Origin of the sequence: Amycolatopsis tolypomycina (assembly GCF_900105945.1) — a bacterium.
GTDB classification, from domain to species: domain Bacteria; phylum Actinomycetota; class Actinomycetes; order Mycobacteriales; family Pseudonocardiaceae; genus Amycolatopsis; species Amycolatopsis tolypomycina.
On the sequence record NZ_FNSO01000002.1, the window covers coordinates 148,121 to 169,301 of the forward strand.

Below are 21,181 nucleotides of genomic sequence, written 5' to 3' on the forward strand. Positions count from 1 at the left end.
TGCCCGGAGTCAGCCGATGACCTTCTTGAGCCAGTCCGGGTCCTGCCAGGACACGATCGAGCCGTTCGCGGTGACCGTCGGCGTGCCGAACCCGCGCTGCCCGCCGCCGAAGTCCTGCGCCAGCTTCGGGTCGTTCTCGATCTGCTGGAACGCCGTGTTGAGCTGCTGGTCGTAGGTGCCGGCGTTGACCGTCTGGGCGAACGCCGGGTCGGTGATGCCGACGTTCTTGCCGAGCTCGATCAGCTGCGCCTTGTCGTAGCCGCGCTTGCCCTCTTCGGGCTGGTTGGCGAACAGCGCGTCGTGGAACTGGAGGAACTTGCCGGCGTCGGCCGCGGCCAGCGCCGCGTTCGCCGAGTCGAGCGAGTAGCCCGGCGGGCTGGAGCGCTGGTTCAGCAACGGCACCATGTGGTAGCGCACCTGCAGCTTGCCGTCGTTGATCGCCTGCTCGACCTCGCCCTTGTACTGCTTCTCGAACTCGCCGCAGATCGGGCAGAGGAAGTCGGCGTAGACGTCGATCGTGGCCTTGGCGCCGGCCTTGCCCACGGTGACGACGACGCCGTCGCGCTTCTGCGTGACATCACCCGCCAGCGAGCTCGTCGTGCCGGCGTCGATGACCTTGCCCTCGGTCTTGTTCCGGTCCGAGATCGTCCAGATCACGCCGCCGATCACGAGCGCGGCCACGACGACGACGGCCCCGATCCCGATGATCCACTTCCGCCGGTCACCGGACGTCCCCCTGGCCTGCGCGACCACGTTCGAACCGGCCTGCGCCGCCTGACGACGCTTCCGAGCGGTCCGCTCAGCTCCACCCACTGTGTATCAGTTCCCTTCCGCGATACCCGAGTAGTCGGGTTCGGGTTCGCCCGAGTTCCCGCGACCTCGCGCCAGCCAGCCGTCGAGCGACAGCCACGTGCGCGGCCGCACCACCAGCCAGACGGCGAGCAGCGCGAATCCCGTGTCGCGGAGGATCTCCTGCGGGTACTCGGTCTGCCCCGCCGCCACCTGGCCGCCGCCCCCGAAGCACCCGCAGTCGATGCTCAGGCCGCGCGCCCACGACTGGGCGATGCCGGCGATGAGCACGACGAGCAGCCCCAGCGAGGCCGCGGCGGCCCACCGGGTCGCCAGGCCCGCGAGCAGCGCCAGCCCGAGCACCAGCTCGACGAGCGGCAGCGCGAGGGCCACCACGTTTTCGAGTGCGCCCGGCAGCACCTGGTACGCCTGCACGGCGATCAGGGTCTGCCCGGGATCCGCCAGCTTGATGGCGCCGGAAACGAGCCAGACGGCCGCCAGCCCGAGCCGGGCGAGCGTGCCGACGGTGTTCAGCACGGGTTGGGACGGTCGCACCACGCACTTAGGCTAGCGGGGGGACCTGAGAACAACGTGAGGCGGAGGGAGCGGCCGGATGCGGTGGCGCGCGCTGCTCGGCTCGGCGTTGCTCCTGGTCACGGCGTCGGCGTGCGGTCCGGCGAAGGTGTCGCCGACGGACTCGCTCGTCACCCGGGCGAGTGCCACGGATCACCTGACGATCGGCATCCGGTTCGACGCGCCGGGGCTTTCGGAACGCACGATCGACGGCCGGTTCGTCGGGTTCGACGTCGATGTCGCGACTTTCGTCGCGAGTGAGCTCGGCGTTCCCGCGAAGGACATCACGTGGCGGGAAACGACGTCGGCGACGCGGGAGACCGACCTCACCTCCGGCGCCGTCGACCTGGTGGTGGCGAGCTACTCGATCACCGACAAGCGCAAGGAGCTCGTGGCGTTCGCCGGCCCGTACTTCACGACCGGGCAGGACCTGCTGGTGCGGCGGACGTCGGCCGACATCACCGGGCCGGAGGTCCTCAACGGGCGGCGGCTGTGCTCGGTCACCGGCTCGACGCCGGCGCAGCAGGTGAAGGACAAGTTCGCCCAGGCCGTCCAGCTGGTCGAGTACCCGCGGTACTCCGACTGCGTGACCGCCCTGCTCGCCGGGCAGATCGACGCGGTCACCACGGACGCGGTGATCCTCGCCGGCTACGTCGCGCGCGACCCGGAGCTGTTGAAGATCGTCGGGAAGCCGTTCTCGAAGGAGAACTACGGCGTCGGCCTGCGCAAGGGCGACACCCAGGGGGTGTCCGCGGTCGACGACGCGATCCGGAAGATGATCTCCTCCGGCGAATGGCTGCGCTCGCTCAACGCGAACATCGGCCCGTCCGGCTACCAGCTGCCCCCGCCCCCCGAGGTCACCGCGAAGTGAAGCTCCCCGACCTGCCGGTCCGGTCCGTGCTGCCCGACGTCCTGGCCGCGCTGGACTCCCACGGTGCCGCCGTGCTCGTGGCGCCGCCCGGCACGGGCAAGACGACGCTGGTGCCCCTCGCGCTGGCTTCGGGTGACGGCCGGGTCGTGGTCGCCGAGCCGCGGCGGCTGGCGGCCCGCGCCGCGGCGGCCCGGATGGCGGCCATCCTCGGGGAGCCGGTCGGCGAGACCGTCGGGTACGCGGTGCGCGGCGACCGGAAGGTGTCCGCGCGGACCCGGATCGAGGTCGTGACGTCGGGGTTGCTGGTGCGGCGCGTGCAGGGCGACCCGGAACTGCCCGGCGTCTCGACGGTGCTGCTCGACGAGTGCCACGAGCGGCACCTGGACGCCGACCTGCTGCTGGCGCTGCTCCTGGACGTCCGCGCCGGGCTGCGCGAAGACCTGCGGCTGCTGACGACGTCGGCGACGGTCGCGTCCGGCAGGCTCGCGGCCCTGCTCGGCGACGCCCCGGTCGTCACGGCCACGGCCCGGACGTACCCGGTGGAGTTCTCCTACGTCCCGCCGGCGCGCGGTGAGCGTGTCGAGGCGTGTGTCGCGCGGGCGGTGCGGACGGCGTTGGCCTCGGGCGACGGCGACGTGCTCGCGTTTCTGCCCGGAGCCGGGGAGATCGCGCGGACCGCCGGGTTGCTGCGACTGTCCGAATTGGACACTGTGGACGTCCTCCCGCTGCACGGCCGGTTGTCGGCGGCGCACCAGGACGACGCGCTGCGGCCGCGTGACCGGCGCCGGGTGGTGCTGGCGACGGCGGTGGCGGAGTCGAGCCTGACGGTGCCGGGCGTGCGCGCGGTGGTGGACTCGGGACTGGCGCGCGTGCCGCGGGTGGACCACCGGCGCGGGCTGCCGGGCCTGGCCACGGTCCGCGTGTCGGCCGCGGTCGCCGCCCAGCGGTCCGGACGCGCGGGCCGCGAGGCGCCCGGGCGCGCGTACCGCTGCTGGGCCGAGCACGAGCAGGCGACGCTGCCGGCGTACCCCGAGCCGGAGATCCGCACGGCCGAGCTGGCCCGGCTGGCGTTGGAGCTGGCGTGCTGGTCGACCCCCGACGGCAGCGGCCTCGCCTGGTGGGACCCCCCGGGCGAAGGAGCCTTGGCGGCGGGCCGGGCGCTCCTGGCGACACTGGGCGCGACCGCCGAAGACGGGACGGTGACCCCGCGCGGGCGGCGGATGGCGGACCTCGGCCTGCACCCACGGCTGGCCCGCGCGCTGCTGGACGGAGCTGCCGAAGTCGGCGCCCGCAACGCGGCCGAGGTGGTGGCGCTGCTGGACGCGGGCGCGACCCTGACGGACGTGCACGCGGAGCTGCGCCGCCTGCGCTCGGCGGGCGACGAAGGCGCGCGGCGCTGGAAGCGCGAGGTGGACCGCCTCGCCAAGCTGGTCACCGGGACGGGACAGCCGGATCCCGCGCTGGTCGTCGCCCTCGCGCATCCCGAGCGGCTGGCCCGGCGGCGTCCGGGTGGCGCGCCCGTCTACCTCATGGCGGGCGGCACCGCGGCCGAACTCCCACCCGGCAGCGGCCTCGACGCCGAGTGGCTGGCCGTCGCCGAAGCCACCCGCGACCCCGGCCGCGTCCACGGCACCATCCGCCTCGCCGCGGCCGCCGACGAACGCCTCGCCACCCGCGTCGCCGGGGTGTCCGAAGTGGACGAAGTCACCTGGGACGGCGACGTCGTGGCCCGGCGCGTCCGCAAGCTCGGCGCCATCACGCTGTCCGGGAAGCCGCTCGAGGACGCCGACGTGCACGACGCGCTCGTCGCCGGGCTCCGCGCCGAGGGCTTGGGCCTCCTCAGGTGGAGCCAGGACGCGACCCGCCTCCGCGACCGGATGGCGTTCCTGCACCGCGTCCTCGGCCCGCCGTGGCCCGCGGTGGACGACGCCACCCTGCTGTCCGATGTGGACAGCTGGCTGAACCTCGGCACCGCCCGCCGGAAGGCGGACCTCGCGAACCTCGACGCGGGCACGGCGCTGAAGGCGCTGCTCCCCTGGCCGGAAGCCGCGAAGCTCGACGACCTCGCTCCGGACCGCCTCGAAGTGCCGTCGGGGTCGCACATCCGCGTCGACTACACCGGCGACCAGCCGGTCCTGGCGGTGAAACTCCAAGAGACGTTCGGCTGGACCGAAACGCCCGTGCTCGCCGGCGTCCCGGTGGTGCTGCACCTGCTCTCCCCCGCCGGCCGCCCGGCCGCGATCACCGCCGATCTGGCGTCTTTCTGGACGTCGGGCTACCCGGCCGTGCGCGCCGACCTGCGCGGCCGCTACCCCAAGCACCCCTGGCCGGAGGACCCGGCCGGCGCCGTCCCGACCCGGCACACGCGCCGCCGCACCTGAGCGACCCCGACGAAAGTCGGGGGCGGTCCACGACCGTCGTCCGATGCCCGCGCACCCCCGCCAGCCGCAGACTTCGAGGCATGATCACACTCAGGGGACTCACGAAGCGCTACGGGGAGAAAACCGTCGTCGACGCGCTCACCTGTGACGTCGCACCGGGGCAGGTGACCGGTTTTCTCGGGCCCAACGGCGCCGGGAAGTCGACGACCATGCGGATGACGGTCGGGCTCGACCACCCGCAGGCGGGCGAGGTCCTGGTCGGCGGGAAGCGGTACGCCGAGCTGCGGCACCCGCTGCGGGAGGTCGGCGCGCTGCTCGACGCCAAGGCCCTGCACCCCGGCCGCAGCGCCGGGAAGCACCTGCTGGCCATGGCGCGCAGCAACGGCATCGCGGCGAGCCGCGTCGAGGAGGTCCTGGCGACCGTCGGGCTGTCCGACGTCGCCGGCAAGCGGGCCGGCCAGTTCTCCCTCGGCATGGGGCAGCGGCTGGGCATCGCGGGCGCGCTGCTCGGCGACCCGGGGGTGCTGCTGTTCGACGAGCCGGTCAACGGCCTCGACCCGGACGGCGTCCGCTGGGTGCGGCAGCTGATGCGCTCGCTGGCGGCCGAGGGGCGGACGGTGTTCGTCTCCAGCCACCTGATGAGCGAGATGCAGCTGACCGCCGACCACCTCGTGGTGATCGGCAAGGGCAAGCTGCTGGCCGACGCCCCGGTGCCGGAGTTCATCGCGGGCAACTCCCGCACCACGGTCGCGGTCCGCGTCCCGGCCGCCGCCGAGCTTTCCGCGTTGGACGCACGGCTGCGCGCCGAGGGCGGGCTGACGCACCCGGGCGAGCCGGGCGAGCTGGTGGTGGACGGCATCGCCGTCACCCGCGTCGGCGACCTCGTGCACGAGCTGGGGATCCGCGTGCACGGGCTCGCCGAGCGGACGGCGTCGCTCGAGCAGGCGTACATGGAACTGACGGCTTCTTCGGTGGAATACGGGGTTTCGGCATGACGGCATCGGTGGAGGTACGCGGCGGCGGCCTGTCGGGCGCGGTGGCTTCGGAGTGGACGAAGTTCTGGTCGGTCCGCGCCACGTGGTGGTGCCTGGTGGCGGGAACGGCGCTGATGTTGTTCTACGGAACGCTGTCGGCCATCGCCCAGCGCGTCGGCGACGACCCACAGGGCGCCCACACGGTGGCCCTCGGCGGCGGGTTTTATTTGACCCAGTTCGCGGTGATCGCCCTGGCAACGCTGTTCGTGACGAGCGAGTACGCGGGCGGAGGCATCCGGTCGACGCTGCTGTGGACCCCGGTCCGGTCCCGGGTGGTCCTGGCGAAGGCGGCGGCGCTGGCCCCGGTCCTGTTCGCGTACGGAGTGCTGCTGTCGTCAGCGGGAATGGCACTGGCCACAACGGTGATGGACGGCCACGGCCTGCCGACGTCGTTCGAAGCGGCCTTCACGACGGCATCGGGCATGGGCGGGTATTTCGCAGTGCTGGGCCTGCTGTGCACGGGCATCGCCTGGGCCCTGCGCAGCGCGGCGGGCACGCTGGTGTCGGTGATCGTGCTGCTGGTGCCGTTGCCGCTGATCGTGGCATCGCTGGGCTTGCCGGAGGCGATGCCGTACTTCCCGGGGATCGCGGGCGTGAACGCGATGGTCGAGGCAGGCCAACCAAACCCGATCACGATGACGGTGGCCCCGTACGCACCCTGGGTCGGGCTGGTGATCTGCGCGGCGTGGGCCGCAACGGCGCTGGTGACGGGCGCGGCGGTGTTGCGCAGGCGGGACGCCTGACGTCGGCGGCGGGGACCGGAATTGTCGGTGCCTTCCGGTAGCGTGGAAACCGGGGGGCGCCCCCGCGGGGTCGGCACGAAATCACGCCACGCCGATCCCCGCCAGGATCTCCCGGGCGCTCGCCACCAGCTCCTCCAGACTCGGCGGCGCCAACGATCCGGTCCCCGCCAACGCCCCGAAGATCGTGCCCTCCATCCAGTCCACCACGATCCGCGCGTGCCGCTCGGGGTCCGCCGAACCGGACGCCGCCAGCACCGCCGTCGCCTGGCGCCGGATCTGGAGGCCGCCCTCGTCGTACGTCGCGCGCAGCTCCGGGCGCCGCGTGGCCTCCAGCGCGAACTCGTACCGCGCCAGCATCCGCGTCCGGCCCGAAGTGATCGCGTCGAACGCGTATCCCGCGACGAACTCCGCCAACGACCCCGACGACTTCGGCGCCGCCTGGTCCAGCACCACGATCCGCGCGATCGCCAGCTCCAGCAGCGCCGCCCGGGTGCGCGCGTAGTACGACGTCGAGCCCACTGGCAGGCCCGCAGCGCGGTCCACCGCCCGGTGGGTCAGGCCGCGCATGCCCTCCGCCGCGATCACCTCGATCGCTGCGTCCGCAATCACGTCCACGCGTTCCACGAGACCGCACTCTACAGGTGTAGAGTCCTCTACAGATGCAGAGGAGGCGGACATGCACGCGATAGTGGCCGGCGGCGGCATCGGCGGCCTGGCTGCGGCGGCGGGGCTGCACCGGGTCGGCTGGACGGTCACCGTCCTCGAGAAAGCCCCCGCATTCGGCGACGTCGGCGCCGGGATCTCGCTCTGGCCGAACGCGCTCCGCTGCCTCGACGAACTCGGCGTCGACCTCGGCGAGCACCTGGCCCCGCAGCGCGAGGGCGGCTTCCGCGACCGGCGTGGCCGCCGCATCACCCGCTTCGACAGCGCCGAATTCACCCGGCGGCACGGCCGCCCGCTCGGCGCGATCCACCGGCGGGACCTCATCGCCGCCCTCCGCGACGCCGTCCCGGCCGGAAGCCTCGAGACCGGCGCCGAAGTCACCGAAGTCCGCGAAGACGGCCTTGTCCGCGTAGGGGGCGAAGAACTGCGCGCCGACCTCGTCGTCGCGGCCGACGGCATCCACAGCCGGGCCCGCCACCTGCTCTTCCCCGGCCACCCGGAACCGGTGTACGCCGGCAGCACGGCGTTCCGCGGCGTCGCGCACCTCCCCGGCACCGGGCTGAGCACGAGCTTCGACCGCGGCACCGAGGTCGGCGTCCTCCCGCTCACCGGCGGCGACGTCTACTGGTGGCTCTCGACCCTCGCCGAGCCGGGCACCCGCCGGGCCGACCTCGAGCAGGCGTTCCGCGGCTGGCACGAGCCGATCCCGGCCCTGCTCGCCGCCACCCCGCCGGACGCCGTGCTGCACCACGACCTCTACTACCTGGGCACGCCACTGTCCGCCTACACCCGCGGCCGGGTCGCGCTGCTCGGCGACGCCGCCCACGCCATGCCGCCGTTCCTCGGCCAGGGCGGCTGCCAGGCCATCGAGGACGCCGTCGTGCTCGCCCACGCCGTGTCCACAGAGGACAGTGTCGCGGCGGCGCTCGAAAGCTACGACCGGCGGCGACGGCCGCGCAGCCAGAAGGTCGTCCGCGAGTCCGTCCGGATGGGCAAGCTGGGCCCGCAGCTGACCAATCCGATCGCGACCGCCCTGCGCACGGCCGTGCTGAAGCGGCTGCCGGCCAAGACGACGGCGCGCGTCGGCGCGGGCATCACGGGGTGGACGCCGCCGCGTCTCCCCCGACCAGTCCCGCCTCGTACGCCGTGATCGCCGCCTGCACCCGGTTCTTCGCGCCGAGCCGGGTCAGGATCGTGCTCACGTGCGCCTTCACCGTGCCCTCGACGACGAACATCTTCGCCGCGATGTCCGCATTGGACAGTCCGGATCCCAGTAGTGTCAGCACTTCCCGCTCACGCGGGGTCAACGCGGCGATCCGCTCCCGGGCCGCGGCGGCACGGGCCAGCTGACCGCCGGACAGCCGGGCGATCACCCGCTGCGCCACCTTCGGCGAGAGGAAGGCGGCACCGCCGGCGACGGCGTGGATGCCGGAGAGCAGCTCGCGCGGGTCGCCCGACTTCAGCAGGAACCCGCCCGCACCCAGGCTCAGCGCGCGCTCGATGTAGTCGTCCTCGCCGAACGTGGTCAGCATGATCACGCCGGTCGCGGGCAGCAGCCGGCGGATCTCGGCGGCGGCGCCGAGGCCGTCCAGCCCGGGCATCCGGATGTCCAGCAGCACGACGTCCGGGTGCGTGGCGAGAACCTGCGAAACCGCTTCCCGGCCGTCGGACGCCTCGGCGACGACCTCGATTCCGGCATCGGCGGCCAGGATCGCCGCCACGCCGGCCCGCATCATCGCTTCGTCGTCGGCCAGCACGACCCTGATCACGGCGCCCCCTCGGCGAACTTGTCCTTGGCGACCAGTTTCCCATCGGCGAAACACAGCCGGAAGGCGGCGTAGTCGTTGTCGAGCCACGACCGCCCGGTGCCGTAGTACTCGCACGCGACGCCGGCCACGGCCGGCCGCGGCGGCTCGCCCCGCACCGGCCGGGCGGCGCGTTCGCGCTCGGGCAGCTGCGGCGCCACGTCGGCCCGCGGCTGCCCGATCCGCAGCTGCTCGTAGACGCCGGCGGGCAGCTCCGACGAGTTCCACTGGTGGAGGAACGCGATCCCGGCGACCGCGAGGACCATGGCGAACAGGCCGAGCGGCACGGCGACGGCCTGGATCAGGCTGCGCCGCACGTCGCGCCGGGCCAGCTCGAGCTCCCGGGCCGACGTCGACACCTCGGCCTCGTCGTCACTCTCCTGCCGCTCGACCGGCGCGGCCCCGTGCGGCAGCGTCGCGGTGACGGCGAACCCGCCGGCGTCGTCGGGCCCGGCCCGCAGCGTCCCACCGGCGAGCCGGACGCGCTCGCGCAGCCCGATCAGCCCGACGTGCCCGGACGCGGCCCCCGGCAACGGCCCGGCCGGCGGCGGCGCGTTGACGACGCGGACATCGGTCCGCGCGCCATCACTGGTCACCCGCACGGTCACGGCGGCCCCCGGCGCGTGCTTCGCCACGTTCGTCAGCGCTTCCTGCACGACGCGGTAGGCGGCGCGAGCCACCATCGGCGGCACGCCATCGGTGTCTACTGTGGACTCGATGAGCAGCCCAGACGCCCGCGCCCTGGCGATGAGTTCGCCGAGATCGCCCTGCACGGGCTCCACGGGCGCGGCATCCTCCCGCAGCACGCCGATGATTTCGCGCAGCCGCTCGGTCGCCGTCGCGGCACTGGTCCGCAGCTGCGCGGCGGCGTCACGCTGGGCATCGTCAAGCCCACCGGCAACTTCGAGCGCGGCGGCGCGGACGGCGATCAGGCTCAGCTCGTGCCCGAGCGAGTCGTGCATGTCGCTGGCAATCCGCGCACGCTCCCGCAGCCGCGCCTGTTCGGCGACCAGCCGTTGCCTGCTTTCCATTTCTTCGGCCCGGCGCCAGCCCGCGCGGGCGAGCTCACCGCGCACCCGGACGTACCGCCCGAGCAACCACGGCGACAGCCCGGCGAAGACGAGGATGGCGACCATCGCCGCCCAGTCACCGAGGCCGTCTTGGCCGAACACGAGCGCGATCGGCAGCCCCAGCACCGCGCAGGCAATACCGGTGAGGATGCCCGGGCGAGCCCGCGGCATCCGCAGGCCGGCCTGGTAGCTCATCGCGACCAGCACGAAGACCACCCACACGGGGACGTGGTCCCCATAGGGAAACGGCACAGCAAGCGCCCCGGCCAAGGCAACCCCGAGCGAGACGGTGGGATACCGCCGAGCGGTCCCCACCGACCCGACCACGACGGCAAGCCCACCGGCCAGCTCCCAGTAGGACCGGCTCTCCAGCGTCCCCACGACGACGGTGAACGCGAGAAAGACCCCGATCGCGACGTCGAGCGCCACCCGCCACCTGCGCTTCGTCACCATCCGCACCCCGCCGAAGTTACAACCCGTGACGGCGGCCGACCACTGCCGAAAGTCAACCTTTCAGCGTGTTCCCGAACGCTCGAGTCTCCGGCCAGGACCGCGCGGCGGCGGTGCGCGATCGCCGCGTCTTACCTCGCGGGGTCGCTAGCCCGGCTCGGCCTCCACTCCTGATCGTCGGCAACCGTGAGCAGTGCTCTCGAATCAGATCACCGCCCGCAGCCGAGGGGAGATCACTGCTCTCTCTTCAGAGCAGCGACATCGAGCAAGTCGCGAGCAGCGCTCTCAACCGCGACCACCGATCTTCACATGCGCGCGAGCAGTGCCCCCAGCGTCACCCGCCGCGCACCGAACAGGAGAGCAGTGCTCTCAAACGCGACCGCTGCCCCCCGACAGCCCGAGAGCAGTGCTCTCGAAGCTGAGCACTGCCCACCCTCACAGCGAGAGCAGTGCTCTCGATAGCGACCACCGATCTTCCCGTGCGCACGAGCAGTGGCCCAGCATCGCCCACCGTACAGCAATACAAGAGCAGTGCTCTCAATCGAGACCAGCGATCTAACTACACATGAGAGCCGTGGCCCATCATCAGCCGGCGTCCACGCCAGGACCCGAGCAGGGTTCCAACACCAGTCGGCGTCCACGCCAGACCCAAGCAGCATTCCCAGCCCAAGTCGGCGTGCACACCAGGGCCCGCGCAGCATTCCCAACGCCAGCCGGCGCGCGCACCAGGGCTCGAGCAGATTTCCCAACGCCAGTCGGCGTCCACAGCAGGGCCCAGCAGCGCCCTCAGCGCCAGTCTGCACGCGAACCGGCGCCCGAGCAGGGCTTCCAACGTCGGTCGGCGCACACCGGCACCCGACCAGCGCCAGCCGTCGCGCACCGAACACGAGAGCAGTGCTCTCAAACGAGACCACCGCTTCCCATAGCCCGAGAGCAGTGCTCTCAAACGCGACCACCGCTCCCCAGGCGCCCAAGAGCAGTGCTCTCGAAGCTGAGCACCGCCCACCCCCGCGACGAGAGCAGTGCTCTCACCACCCGGCCCAGGACGAACCCGACACGGTCGGCGGACCTCTCGGCACGCATATCCGCACACCAGCGCCCGCGGTGTTGCATGATGATCCACCATGGCCGAGCGCACACTCGCCGACCAGTTGGGCGGCTACCTCCCCGAAGGCATCGAGGCCCTCGAAGAGCACGAGCGGCAGGACCTCGCCAACGCCCTGCGCGACGCGCGCAGGCGGCAGGCGAAGGCGCTCGCCGAAGCGGGCGAAGAAGGCCTTCGGTACGTTCCCGCGCTGCTGCGCGGCGCCGTCCGGAAGGCAGTCGGCCTGTGACGGCGGACAAACGGACGCAGAACTACGCGGCCGAGGCGGAGATCCTCAAGCTGGCCCGCGTCCTCGACGTCGAGCCCGCGCGCCTGGCGTACCTCGCCCGCGTCGACGCCGATGATCTGCAGGCCTTCCGGGAGCAGGTCACCGACACGCTGTTCGACGCCAACGCCGCCGTGCTGCAGCGGATGGCGCTGGCCGCGCGGATCGTCCCGGTCGCGGTGCTCGCCAAGATCGCCGAGAAGGTCTTCGGCCCCCTTCTCTGCGCCCGGATCGCCGGGCTGGTCGACGTCGGGCGCGGTGTCGACGTCGCCAAGCGGCTGAGTCCGCGGTTCCTCGCCGAGGTGGCGGCGGAACTCGATCCACGGCGGGCGAGCGCGATCATCAGCCGCATTCCGCTGGACACCGTCCTCGCCGTCGCGGCCGAACTGGCGCTCAGACAAGACTGGATCACCCTCGGCCGGTTCGTCGGGCACCTGCCGGACCTCACCGTGCGGCGGGCCCTGGAGCAGATCGACGACCCGGCGCTGCTGCGGATCGCGTTCGTGCTCGATGACAAGCACCGCATCGACCACGTCGTCGGCCTGCTCCCGGCGCACCGGCTCGGCCGGCTGGTCACCGCGGCGAGCAAGAACGAAGACCTCTGGACACCGGCGCTCGATCTCCTGACCCACTTGGGCGACGCGCGGCGCGCCACGCTGGCACCGCTGGTCGCCGGCCTGCCCGACGGCTTCCGGGAACGCGTGCAGGCGACGATCAGGGAGCTGCCGTAGGCGAGCGAACTCCCGGCCGAGCCCGGCGTCGCCACGATCCCGGCGACGACGAACGGGGTGGGGTAAACCACACCAAAACAGTGCGGTTTGCCCCAATGTGCCCACCCCCGCCGCCTGGAACCCTCGAGGTCGGGCGAAAGGGGCCACGATGAACAAGCTGGGATGGGCAATGGCCGCGACGGTGACGTCGGCGGTGTTGTTCTTCTTCGGCACGGGCTTGGCCCCGGTGCCCGAACTGGCCTGGCTGGCACCGCTGCCGATCTTGCTGCTCGCGCCCCGCGTTCCCGGCGCCGCCGCAATGGCGTGCGCGTTCGTCGCCCACCTCGCGGGCAGCGCCGGAAGCTGGACCTACTTCTGGCATTCCCTGGCGATCCCACGGCCCGCGGCGATCGCGATCCTCGGCGGCAGCGCACTCCTGTTCGCCCTCTCCGCAGGCCTGTTCCGGCTGCTCGTCCGGCGCGGGCACGGATTGCTCGCCTCGCTCGCCGCGCCCGCGTTGTGGACCGTGGTGCTCTACACGATTTCCCTCCTCAACCCGACCGGCGTCATGGACACCCTCATGACGACGCAGGCCGACCGGCCGTCCGTGCTGCGGCTCGCCGCGGTCACCGGCGGCTGGGGCGTCGAGTTCCTCGTGCTGTTCGTCCCGGCCGCCGTGGCCGCCGCGCTCGCTCCGGGCGTTCGCGGTCTCCGCCGGCTCGCCGGGCTGGTCACCGTCGCCGCCGCGCTGGGCGCGCTGGTCTTCTGGACCACGCCGGTGCCGGCCGGGCCGTCGACGCGGGTGGCGCTGGTCGCGCCCGGCCAGAGCCGCTGGGCGGTCGACGTCGCCACGCCGGACGGCCAAGCTCTCGTCCTGTCCTATGTGGACCAGATCGGCCGGTTGCCCGGCGGCGTCCAGGCCGTGGTGCTCCCCGAAGCCGCCTTCGCGGTGGACCAGGCCAGCCGGCCGCGGCTCGTCGAAGCCTTCTCCGACGTTGCCCGCACGCGGAATCTCAACGTCGTCACCGGCGTCGTCGACACGACGCCGGACGGCCGGTTCAACGCCGCGCTGGCGATCCCGCCGTCCGGGCCACCGGTGGAATACCGCAAGTGGCACAACGGGGACTCCCCGAACATGGCGTCCGGCACCCAGCTCGCGCACCTCGCCGGGATCGGGCTGATGGTGTGCATGGACGTCAACTTCGGTGACCCGAGCCGCGATTACGGCCGGGCCGGCACGGGCCTGGTGCTCATCCCGGCGTCCGACGAAGACGTCGACGGCTGGGCACACAGCCGCACCGCGCTCATCCGCGGCGTCGAAAACGGCTTCTCGGTGGCGTGGAGCGCGGCCCGCGGGACGCCGATGCTCGCGGACTCGCGCGGCCACGTCCTGGCCGACGCCCACACCGGCGGCAGCCCGTTCACGGTGGTCGTCGCCGACGTCCCGATCGGGCCGGGGAAGACGCCGTACGCACGCTTCGGCGACTGGTTCGCCTGGCTCTGCGGCCTGGTCGCGCTGGCCGGGATCGTGACGGCCGCGAGCAGGCCGTCACACGTCGAGAGCGCGAGCGTTGCGTAGCACCTTCGACCACGCCGGATCCGCGCAGAGCGCGCAGCCCGGGCCGAAGAAGACCCCGCGCGCCTGCTCGTCGCCGGCCAGCCAGAAGCGGAACCACGCGGTGATCGCGCCGCGGAAGCCGCCGCCGTCGCCGGCCGGGGTGAAGTGGGTGGCGCCGGCGAGCTCGCCGTAGACCGCGGGGACGTGCGACGCGGCGTAGTAGCGCGGGATCACCAGCAGCGCGGGCGGCACGATGATGTCGAGCTGGCCGCCGAGGAAGAGCACCGGGCCGTGCAGTGCTTCGACGGACCCGAGCGGTCCCGGCTCGATGGGGACGGTGGTGGTGACGAGCGGGTCGGCGCCCGCGGCGATGGCCCCGCCGCCGCCCTGGGAGTGCCCGGTCGCGCCGATGTGCGCGGTGTCGATCCGGCCGAAGTACCGGCTGCCCGGCCGGGCGTTTTCCGCGACGAGCGTGCGGGCACCGTCGAGCATTTCCCGGCCGGTTCCGGAGTTCACCGTGTTCGCGGCGGCCACGACGAACCCGTAGGACGCGAGGTGCCGCAGCAGTCCCGCGTAGACGGCCGGAACGGCTCCGGTGCCGTTGCCCCACACGATCACGGGGTGCTTGCCGTCGCCGAGGTCGGCCGGGCGGAAGACGGTGTGGGTTGCGTCGAGAGCCTCGCTGACGACGGCGAAGGGACCTGGCTGATCCCACTGCACCGGCGCCGCCTGGGCGGGCTGCGGAGTCACGAAAAGGACCGTCAAGAGCACCACGAGCCACAGCCGTCGCATGTCTTCTCCCTGTCACGTCGCCGGAACAGCCGAAGACATGATCGGTCGGGAACGCCCTCACCCTGATTGTGACCCGACACAAAGAACGGCCGCGATCTCTGATCGTTTTCCCAGGTCGACTCCAGGGAAATGTGACCGATCATGATCTGCGTCACGTACTGACGGGTAACTGGAGGCAACGGAATGCGGGTCACCAACGGCGGTGCCAAGCGGATCCTGGCCGTGCTCACCGCGGCGCTCACCTTCGGCGCGATCGCCCCGGCGGTCGCGGAGGCAGCCCCGAGCAGCGGCTGGAACGACTGGGGTTGCCGCCCGTCCGCCGCGCACCCGGAGCCCGTCGTGCTGGTGCACGGCCTCGGCGCCAACGACACCGTCAACTGGTTCTTCCACGCCCCGAAGATCGCGGCCCAGGGCTACTGCGTGTTCTCCCTGACGTACGGCACGGGCATCCTCGGCCCGGGTGTCGGCGGCCTGGCCTCGATGCGTGACAGCGCCGCACAGCTCGGCCGATTTGTCGACAAGGTCACGGCCACGACCGGCGCGGCGAAGGTGGACATCGTCGGCCACTCCGAAGGCAGCACGATGCCCGCGTACTACCTGAAGTACGGCGGCGCGGCCAAGGTCGCGCACTTCGTCGGCTTCGGCGCGAACTACCGCGGCACGACGCTCGGCGGCCTCGGCGCGCTGGCCAAAGCCCTCCTGACGACGGTGCCCGGCCTCGCCACGGTCCTGCGCACGGCGTGCGGCGCCTGCTCGGAGTACCTGGCCCCCTCGGCGTTCCTCGACGACCTCGCCCGCGGCGGCGTCCACGTGGCCGGGCCGACGTACACGAGCATCGTGAGCAGGTACGACGAGGTGGTGACGCCGTACACGAGCGGAATCCTCGGCGAACCGGGGACGACGGACATCGTGCTGCAGGACTTCTGCTCCGCCGACGCGTCGGGCCACCTGAGCCAGGCGATCGACCCGAACGTCACCGGGCTGATCCTGCACGCACTGGACGCGTCCTACGCGCCGACGTGCACGCCGTTCACCCTGCCACTCTGACCCCGGCGCGCCACACCGCGCGGGTCAGCGGCACGCCCGGCCGGTACGCCAGGTGTGTCACCGAAGGCGCGTCGAGGACGTGGACGTCGGCCCGCGCGCCGGGCCGCAGGACGCCCACGTCCTCGCGGCGCAAGGCCTTCGCCCCGCCCGCCGTCGCCGCCCAGACCGCTTCCTCGATCGTCATGCGCATCTGCAGCACCGCCGTCGCGACGCAGAACGCCATCGACGTCGTGTACGAGCTGCCCGGGTTGGCATTGCTGGCCAGCGCCACCGTCGCGCCCGCGTCGAGCAGGCGGCGCGCCGGGGCGAGGGGCTGGCGGGTCGACAGGTCGCACGCCGGCAGCAAAGTCGCCACCGTCTCGGACGCGGCCAGCGCCGCAACATCCGCGTCCGAAAGGTACGTGCAGTGGTCGACGCTCGCCGCGCCCAGTTCCACGGCCAGCCGGACGCCGGGGCCTTCGCCGAGCTGGTTGCCGTGCACCCGCAGGCCCAGCCCGCGCTCGGCCGCAGCCTTCAGCACCCGCTCCGACTGGGCTTCGTCGAACGCCCCCGTCTCGCAGAACACGTCCGCCCAGCGCACGCTTTCCGCCACGGCGTCGAGCATCTCGCCGCACACGAGGTCCACATAGGACTCCGCAGCGGCGCCGGGTGGCACCAGGTGCGCGCCGAGGAACGTCACCTCGTCGGCCACCTCGCCGGCGATCCGGGCGCTCCGCGCTTCGTCCGCGACCGTCAACCCGTAGCCCGTCTTGGTCTCCAGGCAGGTCGTCCCCTGCCGGGCCGCTTCGTCGACGTGGCGGCGCAGGTTCGCCGCCAGCTGCTCGTCGGACGCCTCCCGCGTCGCCCCGACCGTGATCGCGATTCCGCCTGCCGTGTAGGGCTTCCCGGCCATCCGCGCCTCGAACTCGGCCGTGCGGTCGCCGGCGAAGACGAGGTGCGTGTGGCTGTCGACCCAGCCCGGGAGCACCGCGCGGCCGTCGACGTCGACGCGCTCGTCGGCGTCCGGCGCGCTCGCCGCCGGGCCCACCCAGGTGACGCGCGCGCCGTCGAGCACCAGGGCGGCGTCGGTCAGCCTGCCCAGGGCCGGGTCGTTGGTCGTGAGCTCGCCGATGCCCGTGATCAGGACTGCCACAGTGCCTCGATCTCCTTCGCCAGCACGGTTTCCGGTCGGTCGATCAACTGGTGGACGCCGTCCCGCACGACCTCGCGGCCCGCGACGACGACGTGCCGGACGTCGGGTGCCGACGCCGCGAACACGACACCGGACGGCTCGATCCCGGCGGTCCGCACCGAATCCAGGTTCGCGGTGACGAAGTCCGCGCCCGCCCCCTCGGCGAGCGCGCCGACCTCGCCCCACCCGATCGCCGCGTGGTCCGTGCCCGCTTCGAGGAGCTCGTCGGCGCTGAACCGGCCGCGTTCCTCGCTGGCCAGCCGGTCGTCCAGCTCCAGCGCCCGGATCTCCTCGAAGGCGTCGACGACGGCGTTGCTGTCACTGCCGATGCTCAGCCGCACGCCGGCGTCCCGCAGGGCGCGGGCCGGGCCGATGCCGTCGCCGAGGTCGCGTTCGGTGGTCGGGCAGAAGCACGCCCGCGCGCCGCTCAACCGCTCGATGTCCGACGCCGTCAGGTGCGTGGCGTGCACGGCGACCAAACGCTCGGTCAGCACGCCGTGGTCGTCCAGCAGCTCGGTGGGCGTGCGGCCGTAGGCGGCCTGGCACTGCTCGTTTTCCGCGCGCTGCTCGGAAAGGTGGATGTGCACGACGCGCTTGCTGTCCACAAGCGACAGCTGATCCGCCGGCACGGCCCGCACCGAGTGGATGGCCGCGCCGACCCGGAACAGCTCGTCTTCCTTCAGCTCGGAGACCCGCGAGGCCCACGCCGACGCCGAGCCGTCGGAGAACCGCCGCTGGACCTCGTCGGGCGCGACGCCGATCCCGCCCGCCAGGTAGCAGGTGTCGAGCAGCGTCAGCCGGATCCCCGCGTCGGCCGCGGCCTGCCGCAGCGCCGCCCCCATCGCGTTCGGGTCGGCGTAGGGCTTCCCGCCGGGCGCGTGGTGCAGGTAGTGGAACTCGCCCACGCTCGTGTACCCGCCGAGCACCATCTCGGCGTACACGCCGCGGGCCAGCCGGTAGTACGCGTCGGGGTCGAGCCGCGACGCCAGCGCGTACATCCGCTCGCGCCACGTCCAGAACGTGCCGCGCTCGTGGTGCGTCCGGCCCCGCAGCGCCCGGTGGAAGGCGTGCGAGTGGCCGTTCGCGAACCCCGGCAGGGTGAGCCCGGGCAGGACGGTGCCCGCGCGCGGTGCGTCCGGTGTCACCGCGGTGATGCGGCCGTCGGCGACGTCGATCCGCACGCCGGACGCGATGCCGCCGGGCAGCCAGGCTTGGTTGCACCAGAAAACTGTCGGTGCCGCGCGATACGCTGGAACCGGGGGGCGCCCCCGCGGGTCGGGAGTCGGGTCTGGGGTCAGTTCGGGGGTCACCGCGCCAGCCGCTCCAGCACCGTGGCCAAAGCCGCGGCGCCCGCTTCGACGTCGTCGGCCTCGGCGAACTCCTCCGGCGAGTGGCTGATTCCCGTCGGGTTGCGCACGTAGAGCATCCCGGACGGCACGAACCCGGCGAGGATGGCCGCGTCGTGGCCGGCGCCCGTCGGCAGCTCCGGCGGTGCGCCGAGCCAGCCGCCCAGGTCACGCCGGAGGGCGTCGTCGAACACGACGTCGTCCGAATAGGACTCGCGCGTCACCGTCACCCGGCAGCCCTCCGCCCGCGCCGCTTCCGAGGCTGCTCGCGCGATTTCCTCGACGAGCGCCGGGGTCGCGGTTCCGGGCACCCGCGCGTCGAGCCACAGGTCCACAGTGGACGCGATGACGTTGGTGCCGCCCGGTGTCGGCACCAGCCTGCCGACCGTCGCCCGCGCGTCCGGGACGGCCGCCGCCAGCCGCCGGACGGCGGTGACCGTCGCGGCGGCGGGCAGCATCGGGTCGGCGCGGTCGGCCAGCAGCGTCGCCCCGGCGTGGTTCCCCTGTCCCGCGAAGGAAAACCGCCACCGCCCGTGCGCGATCACCGTGCTGCCGACGGCCACCGGCGAGCCGAGGTCGATCAGTCCTCGGCCCTGCTCGACGTGCAGCTCAAGGAACTTCCCGACCAGCCCGAGCCGCTCGGGATCGGCGCCCACCAGGGCGGGGTCGAACCCGGACTTCGCGGCCGCTTCGGCGAACGTCACGCCGTCGGTGTCCCGCAGCCCGCGCGCCTTGTCGGCGTCGATCGTGCCGGTGAGCAGCCGCGAGCCGAGGCACGGGACACCGAACCGGCCGCCCTCTTCCTCGGCGAACACGACGACGGCGAACGGCTTCCCGGGCCGGAACCCGCGTGCCTGCAACGCTTCCACCGCGGCCAGCGCGCTCGCGACGCCGAGCGGGCCGTCGAAGGCGCCGCCGCCGGGGACCGAGTCGAGGTGGCTGCCGGTGACGACGGCGTCCGGCCCCGGCGGGCCCCACCAGGCCCAGATGTTGCCGTTGTGGTCGGTGTCGACGTCGAGCCCGAGGCCGAGCGCGCGCTCGCCGAACCACGCCCGCAGGTCCTGCTCGGGCGCGTCGAAGGCGTGCCGCGAGTAGCCGCCGCGCTTCGGGTCGCGCCCGACGTCGGCGATCTCCCCGAGCAACCCCGAGGCGCTCACTCGGCCTCCCGCATCGGGACGCGCACGCCACGCTCGCCGGCGACGTCGGCCGCACGGTCGTAGCCGGCGTCGACGTGCCGGATGACGCCCATGCCCGGGTCGTTGGTGAGCACCCGCTCGAGCTTCTGCGCCGCCAGCAGCGTCCCGTCCGCGACGCTGACCTGGCCCGCGTGGATGGACCGGCCCATGCCGACGCCGCCGCCGTGGTGGATCGACACCCAGCTGGCGCCCGAGGACGTGTTGACCAGGGCGTTGAGCAGCGGCCAGTCGGCGATCGCGTCGGAGCCGTCGGCCATGCCCTCGGTCTCGCGGTACGGCGAGGCGACGCTGCCGGAGTCGAGGTGGTCGCGGCCGATGACGACCGGCGCCTTCAGCTCGCCGCTGGCCACCATCTCGTTGAACCGCAGGCCCGCCAGGTGACGCTCGCCGTAGCCGAGCCAGCAGATCCGGGCGGGCAGGCCCTGGAACGCCACGCGCTCGCCGGCCAGCCGGATCCAGCGGGCGAGGGATTCGTTCTCGGGGAACAGTTCGAGCATCGCGCGGTCGGTGGCCGCGATGTCCTCGGGGTCGCCGGAAAGCGCGGCCCAGCGGAACGGGCCGTTGCCCTCGCAGAACAGCGGGCGGATGTAGGCGGGCACGAAGCCGGGGAAGTCGAACGCGCGCTCGCAGCCGCCGAGCTTGGCCTCGCCGCGCAGCGAGTTGCCGTAGTCGAAGACCTCGGCGCCGCGGTCGAGGAACCCGAGCATGGCCTCGACGTGGTCGGCCATCGACTCGCGCGAGCGGTCGGTGAACTCGTCGGGCTTCTTGGCCGCGTAGTCGTGCCAGTCGTCGACGCTGACGCCCTTGGGCAGGTAGGACAGCGGGTCGTGCGCGGACGTCTGGTCGGTGACGATGTCGACCTCGACGTTCCGCCGCAGCAGCTCCGGCAGCACCTCGGCGGCGTTGCCGACGACGCCGACCGACAGCGCTTTGCCTTCCTTCTTCGCCTTGGTGACGCGGGCGATGGCGTCGTCGAGGTCGTCGGCCACCTCGTCGAGGTAGCGGGTCTCGACGCGGCGGTGCGCGCGCTGCGGGTCGCACTCGATGACCAGCGCGACGCCGTCGTTCATGGTCACCGCGAGGGGCTGCGCGCCACCCATGCCGCCGAGGCCGGCGGTCACGGTCAGCGTCCCGCGAAGGGACCCGCCGAACTTCTTCTTCGCGACGGCGGCGAACGTCTCGTACGTGCCCTGCAGGATGCCCTGGGTGCCGATGTAGATCCACGAGCCCGCGGTCATCTGCCCGTACATGGTCAGGCCCTGCTGCTCCAGGCGGCGGAACTCGGGCCAGGTCGCCCAGTCGCCGACCAGGTTCGAGTTCGCGATCAGCACGCGCGGCGCCCACTCGTGGGTGCGGAACACGCCGACCGGCTTGCCCGACTGCACCAGCAGCGTCTCGTCGACGTCCAAAGTGGTCAGTTCGCGGGTGATGGCGTCGAAGCTGGCCCAGTTGCGGGCGGCCTTGCCGGTGCCGCCGTAGACGACGAGGTCTTCGGGCCGCTCGGCGACGTCGGGATCGAGGTTGTTGTGGAACATCCGCAGCGCGGCTTCGGTCTGCCACGACTTGGCGGTGAGCTGGGTGCCGCGGGCGGCACGGACGACGCGGGACATTC

19 protein-coding genes are annotated in these 21,181 nt (G+C 72.8%); 9 read left to right on the forward strand and 10 right to left on the reverse strand.

What is annotated here, in order from left to right; genetic code table 11:
• Nucleotides 1-9: 9 nt before the first annotated feature.
• Nucleotides 10-753, reverse strand: a complete 744-nt coding sequence (locus BLW76_RS02215; RefSeq protein WP_091304186.1) for a DsbA family protein — start codon at nt 751-753, stop codon at nt 10-12.
• 66 nt (nt 754-819) lie between these two features.
• Complete coding sequence (locus BLW76_RS02220) at nt 820-1,326, reverse strand: MauE/DoxX family redox-associated membrane protein (protein ID WP_091304187.1); 507 nt, start codon at nt 1,324-1,326, stop codon at nt 820-822.
• A gap of 76 nt (nt 1,327-1,402) precedes the next feature.
• Here BLW76_RS02220 and BLW76_RS02225 point away from each other — a divergent pair, with 76 nt between their 5' ends.
• The 4 genes from BLW76_RS02225 (at nt 1,403) to BLW76_RS02240 (ending at nt 6,391) form a co-directional block, all read left to right on the forward strand.
• Nucleotides 1,403-2,233 carry a glutamate ABC transporter substrate-binding protein gene (locus BLW76_RS02225; RefSeq protein ID WP_091304188.1) on the forward strand — a complete coding sequence of 277 codons (831 nt, stop codon included), beginning with the start codon at nt 1,403-1,405 and terminating at the stop codon, nt 2,231-2,233.
• Nucleotides 2,230-4,614, forward strand: a complete 2,385-nt coding sequence (gene hrpB, locus BLW76_RS02230; protein WP_091304189.1) for an ATP-dependent helicase HrpB — start codon at nt 2,230-2,232, stop codon at nt 4,612-4,614. The genes BLW76_RS02225 and hrpB overlap by 4 nt, the downstream gene beginning before the upstream one ends.
• 80 nt (nt 4,615-4,694) lie before the next feature.
• Nucleotides 4,695-5,609 carry an ATP-binding cassette domain-containing protein gene (locus tag BLW76_RS02235; protein ID WP_091304190.1) on the forward strand — a complete coding sequence of 305 codons (915 nt, stop codon included), beginning with the start codon at nt 4,695-4,697 and terminating at the stop codon, nt 5,607-5,609.
• Nucleotides 5,606-6,391 carry an ABC transporter permease gene (locus BLW76_RS02240; protein ID WP_091304191.1) on the forward strand — a complete coding sequence of 262 codons (786 nt, stop codon included), beginning with the start codon at nt 5,606-5,608 and terminating at the stop codon, nt 6,389-6,391. The genes BLW76_RS02235 and BLW76_RS02240 overlap by 4 nt, the downstream gene beginning before the upstream one ends.
• A gap of 81 nt (nt 6,392-6,472) precedes the next feature.
• Here BLW76_RS02240 and BLW76_RS02245 read toward each other — a convergent pair whose 3' ends face one another.
• Complete coding sequence (locus tag BLW76_RS02245; RefSeq protein ID WP_244170019.1) at nt 6,473-7,006, reverse strand: TetR/AcrR family transcriptional regulator; 534 nt, start codon at nt 7,004-7,006, stop codon at nt 6,473-6,475.
• A gap of 61 nt (nt 7,007-7,067) precedes the next feature.
• On the opposite strand from BLW76_RS02245, the gene BLW76_RS02250 reads away from it, so the two are divergent.
• On the forward strand, nt 7,068-8,204 hold the full coding sequence (locus BLW76_RS02250) for an FAD-dependent monooxygenase (RefSeq protein ID WP_244170020.1): 1,137 nt from the start codon (nt 7,068-7,070) through the stop codon (nt 8,202-8,204).
• Here the strand turns inward: BLW76_RS02250 and BLW76_RS02255 are convergent.
• Nucleotides 8,149-8,823, reverse strand: a complete 675-nt coding sequence (locus tag BLW76_RS02255; protein ID WP_091304192.1) for a response regulator — start codon at nt 8,821-8,823, stop codon at nt 8,149-8,151. The genes BLW76_RS02250 and BLW76_RS02255 overlap by 56 nt on opposite strands.
• Nucleotides 8,820-10,382 (reverse strand): sensor histidine kinase, encoded by a 1,563-nt coding sequence (locus BLW76_RS02260; RefSeq protein WP_208613208.1) that lies wholly within the window; start codon nt 10,380-10,382, stop codon nt 8,820-8,822. The genes BLW76_RS02255 and BLW76_RS02260 overlap by 4 nt, the downstream gene beginning before the upstream one ends.
• Before the next feature lie 1,121 nt (nt 10,383-11,503).
• Here BLW76_RS02260 and BLW76_RS02265 point away from each other — a divergent pair.
• From BLW76_RS02265 to BLW76_RS02275, 3 genes are all read left to right on the forward strand, one after another.
• Nucleotides 11,504-11,713: a hypothetical protein gene (locus BLW76_RS02265; protein WP_043776570.1), complete on the forward strand. Its 210-nt coding sequence runs from the start codon at nt 11,504-11,506 to the stop codon at nt 11,711-11,713.
• The gene (locus BLW76_RS02270; RefSeq protein WP_091304194.1) at nt 11,710-12,480 is read left to right on the forward strand and encodes a hypothetical protein; all 771 of its coding nucleotides are present in this window, start codon (nt 11,710-11,712) and stop codon (nt 12,478-12,480) included. The genes BLW76_RS02265 and BLW76_RS02270 overlap by 4 nt, the downstream gene beginning before the upstream one ends.
• A 148-nt stretch (nt 12,481-12,628) precedes the next feature.
• On the forward strand, nt 12,629-14,038 hold the full coding sequence (locus BLW76_RS02275) for a nitrilase-related carbon-nitrogen hydrolase (RefSeq protein ID WP_091304195.1): 1,410 nt from the start codon (nt 12,629-12,631) through the stop codon (nt 14,036-14,038).
• On the opposite strand, the gene BLW76_RS02280 is transcribed toward BLW76_RS02275, so the two are convergent.
• Complete coding sequence (locus BLW76_RS02280) at nt 14,009-14,809, reverse strand: poly(ethylene terephthalate) hydrolase family protein (protein ID WP_091304196.1); 801 nt, start codon at nt 14,807-14,809, stop codon at nt 14,009-14,011. The genes BLW76_RS02275 and BLW76_RS02280 overlap by 30 nt on opposite strands.
• 183 nt (nt 14,810-14,992) lie before the next feature.
• On the opposite strand from BLW76_RS02280, the gene BLW76_RS02285 reads away from it, so the two are divergent.
• Complete coding sequence (locus BLW76_RS02285) at nt 14,993-15,856, forward strand: esterase/lipase family protein (protein ID WP_091304197.1); 864 nt, start codon at nt 14,993-14,995, stop codon at nt 15,854-15,856.
• On the opposite strand, the gene hutI is transcribed toward BLW76_RS02285, so the two are convergent.
• From hutI to hutU, 4 genes are all read right to left on the reverse strand, one after another.
• Nucleotides 15,840-16,988 (reverse strand): imidazolonepropionase, encoded by a 1,149-nt coding sequence (gene hutI / locus BLW76_RS02290; RefSeq protein ID WP_091304198.1) that lies wholly within the window; start codon nt 16,986-16,988, stop codon nt 15,840-15,842. The two genes, BLW76_RS02285 and hutI, sit on opposite strands and share 17 nt — an antisense overlap.
• Nucleotides 16,976-18,208 (reverse strand): formimidoylglutamate deiminase, encoded by a 1,233-nt coding sequence (locus BLW76_RS02295; protein WP_244170021.1) that lies wholly within the window; start codon nt 18,206-18,208, stop codon nt 16,976-16,978. Before BLW76_RS02295 ends, hutI begins: the two co-directional genes overlap by 13 nt.
• 125 nt (nt 18,209-18,333) lie before the next feature.
• Nucleotides 18,334-19,530: an allantoate amidohydrolase gene (locus tag BLW76_RS02300; protein WP_091304199.1), complete on the reverse strand. Its 1,197-nt coding sequence runs from the start codon at nt 19,528-19,530 to the stop codon at nt 18,334-18,336.
• Nucleotides 19,527-21,179 carry a urocanate hydratase gene (hutU, locus tag BLW76_RS02305; protein ID WP_091304200.1) on the reverse strand — a complete coding sequence of 551 codons (1,653 nt, stop codon included), beginning with the start codon at nt 21,177-21,179 and terminating at the stop codon, nt 19,527-19,529. Before hutU ends, BLW76_RS02300 begins: the two co-directional genes overlap by 4 nt.
• Nucleotides 21,180-21,181 lie beyond the last annotated feature (2 nt).

Coding starts and splice junctions, on each gene's coding strand:
- hutU (WP_091304200.1), bottom strand. CDS start 21,179: ATGTCCCGCGTCGTCCGTGCCGCCCGCGGCACCCAGCTCACCGCCAAG.
- BLW76_RS02250 (WP_244170020.1), top strand. CDS start 7,068: ATGCACGCGATAGTGGCCGGCGGCGGCATCGGCGGCCTGGCTGCGGCG.
- BLW76_RS02225 (WP_091304188.1), top strand. CDS start 1,403: ATGCGGTGGCGCGCGCTGCTCGGCTCGGCGTTGCTCCTGGTCACGGCG.
- BLW76_RS02275 (WP_091304195.1), top strand. CDS start 12,629: ATGAACAAGCTGGGATGGGCAATGGCCGCGACGGTGACGTCGGCGGTG.
- BLW76_RS02285 (WP_091304197.1), top strand. CDS start 14,993: ATGCGGGTCACCAACGGCGGTGCCAAGCGGATCCTGGCCGTGCTCACC.
- BLW76_RS02265 (WP_043776570.1), top strand. CDS start 11,504: ATGGCCGAGCGCACACTCGCCGACCAGTTGGGCGGCTACCTCCCCGAA.
- BLW76_RS02235 (WP_091304190.1), top strand. CDS start 4,695: ATGATCACACTCAGGGGACTCACGAAGCGCTACGGGGAGAAAACCGTC.
- BLW76_RS02240 (WP_091304191.1), top strand. CDS start 5,606: ATGACGGCATCGGTGGAGGTACGCGGCGGCGGCCTGTCGGGCGCGGTG.
- BLW76_RS02260 (WP_208613208.1), bottom strand. CDS start 10,382: ATGGTGACGAAGCGCAGGTGGCGGGTGGCGCTCGACGTCGCGATCGGG.
- BLW76_RS02280 (WP_091304196.1), bottom strand. CDS start 14,809: ATGCGACGGCTGTGGCTCGTGGTGCTCTTGACGGTCCTTTTCGTGACT.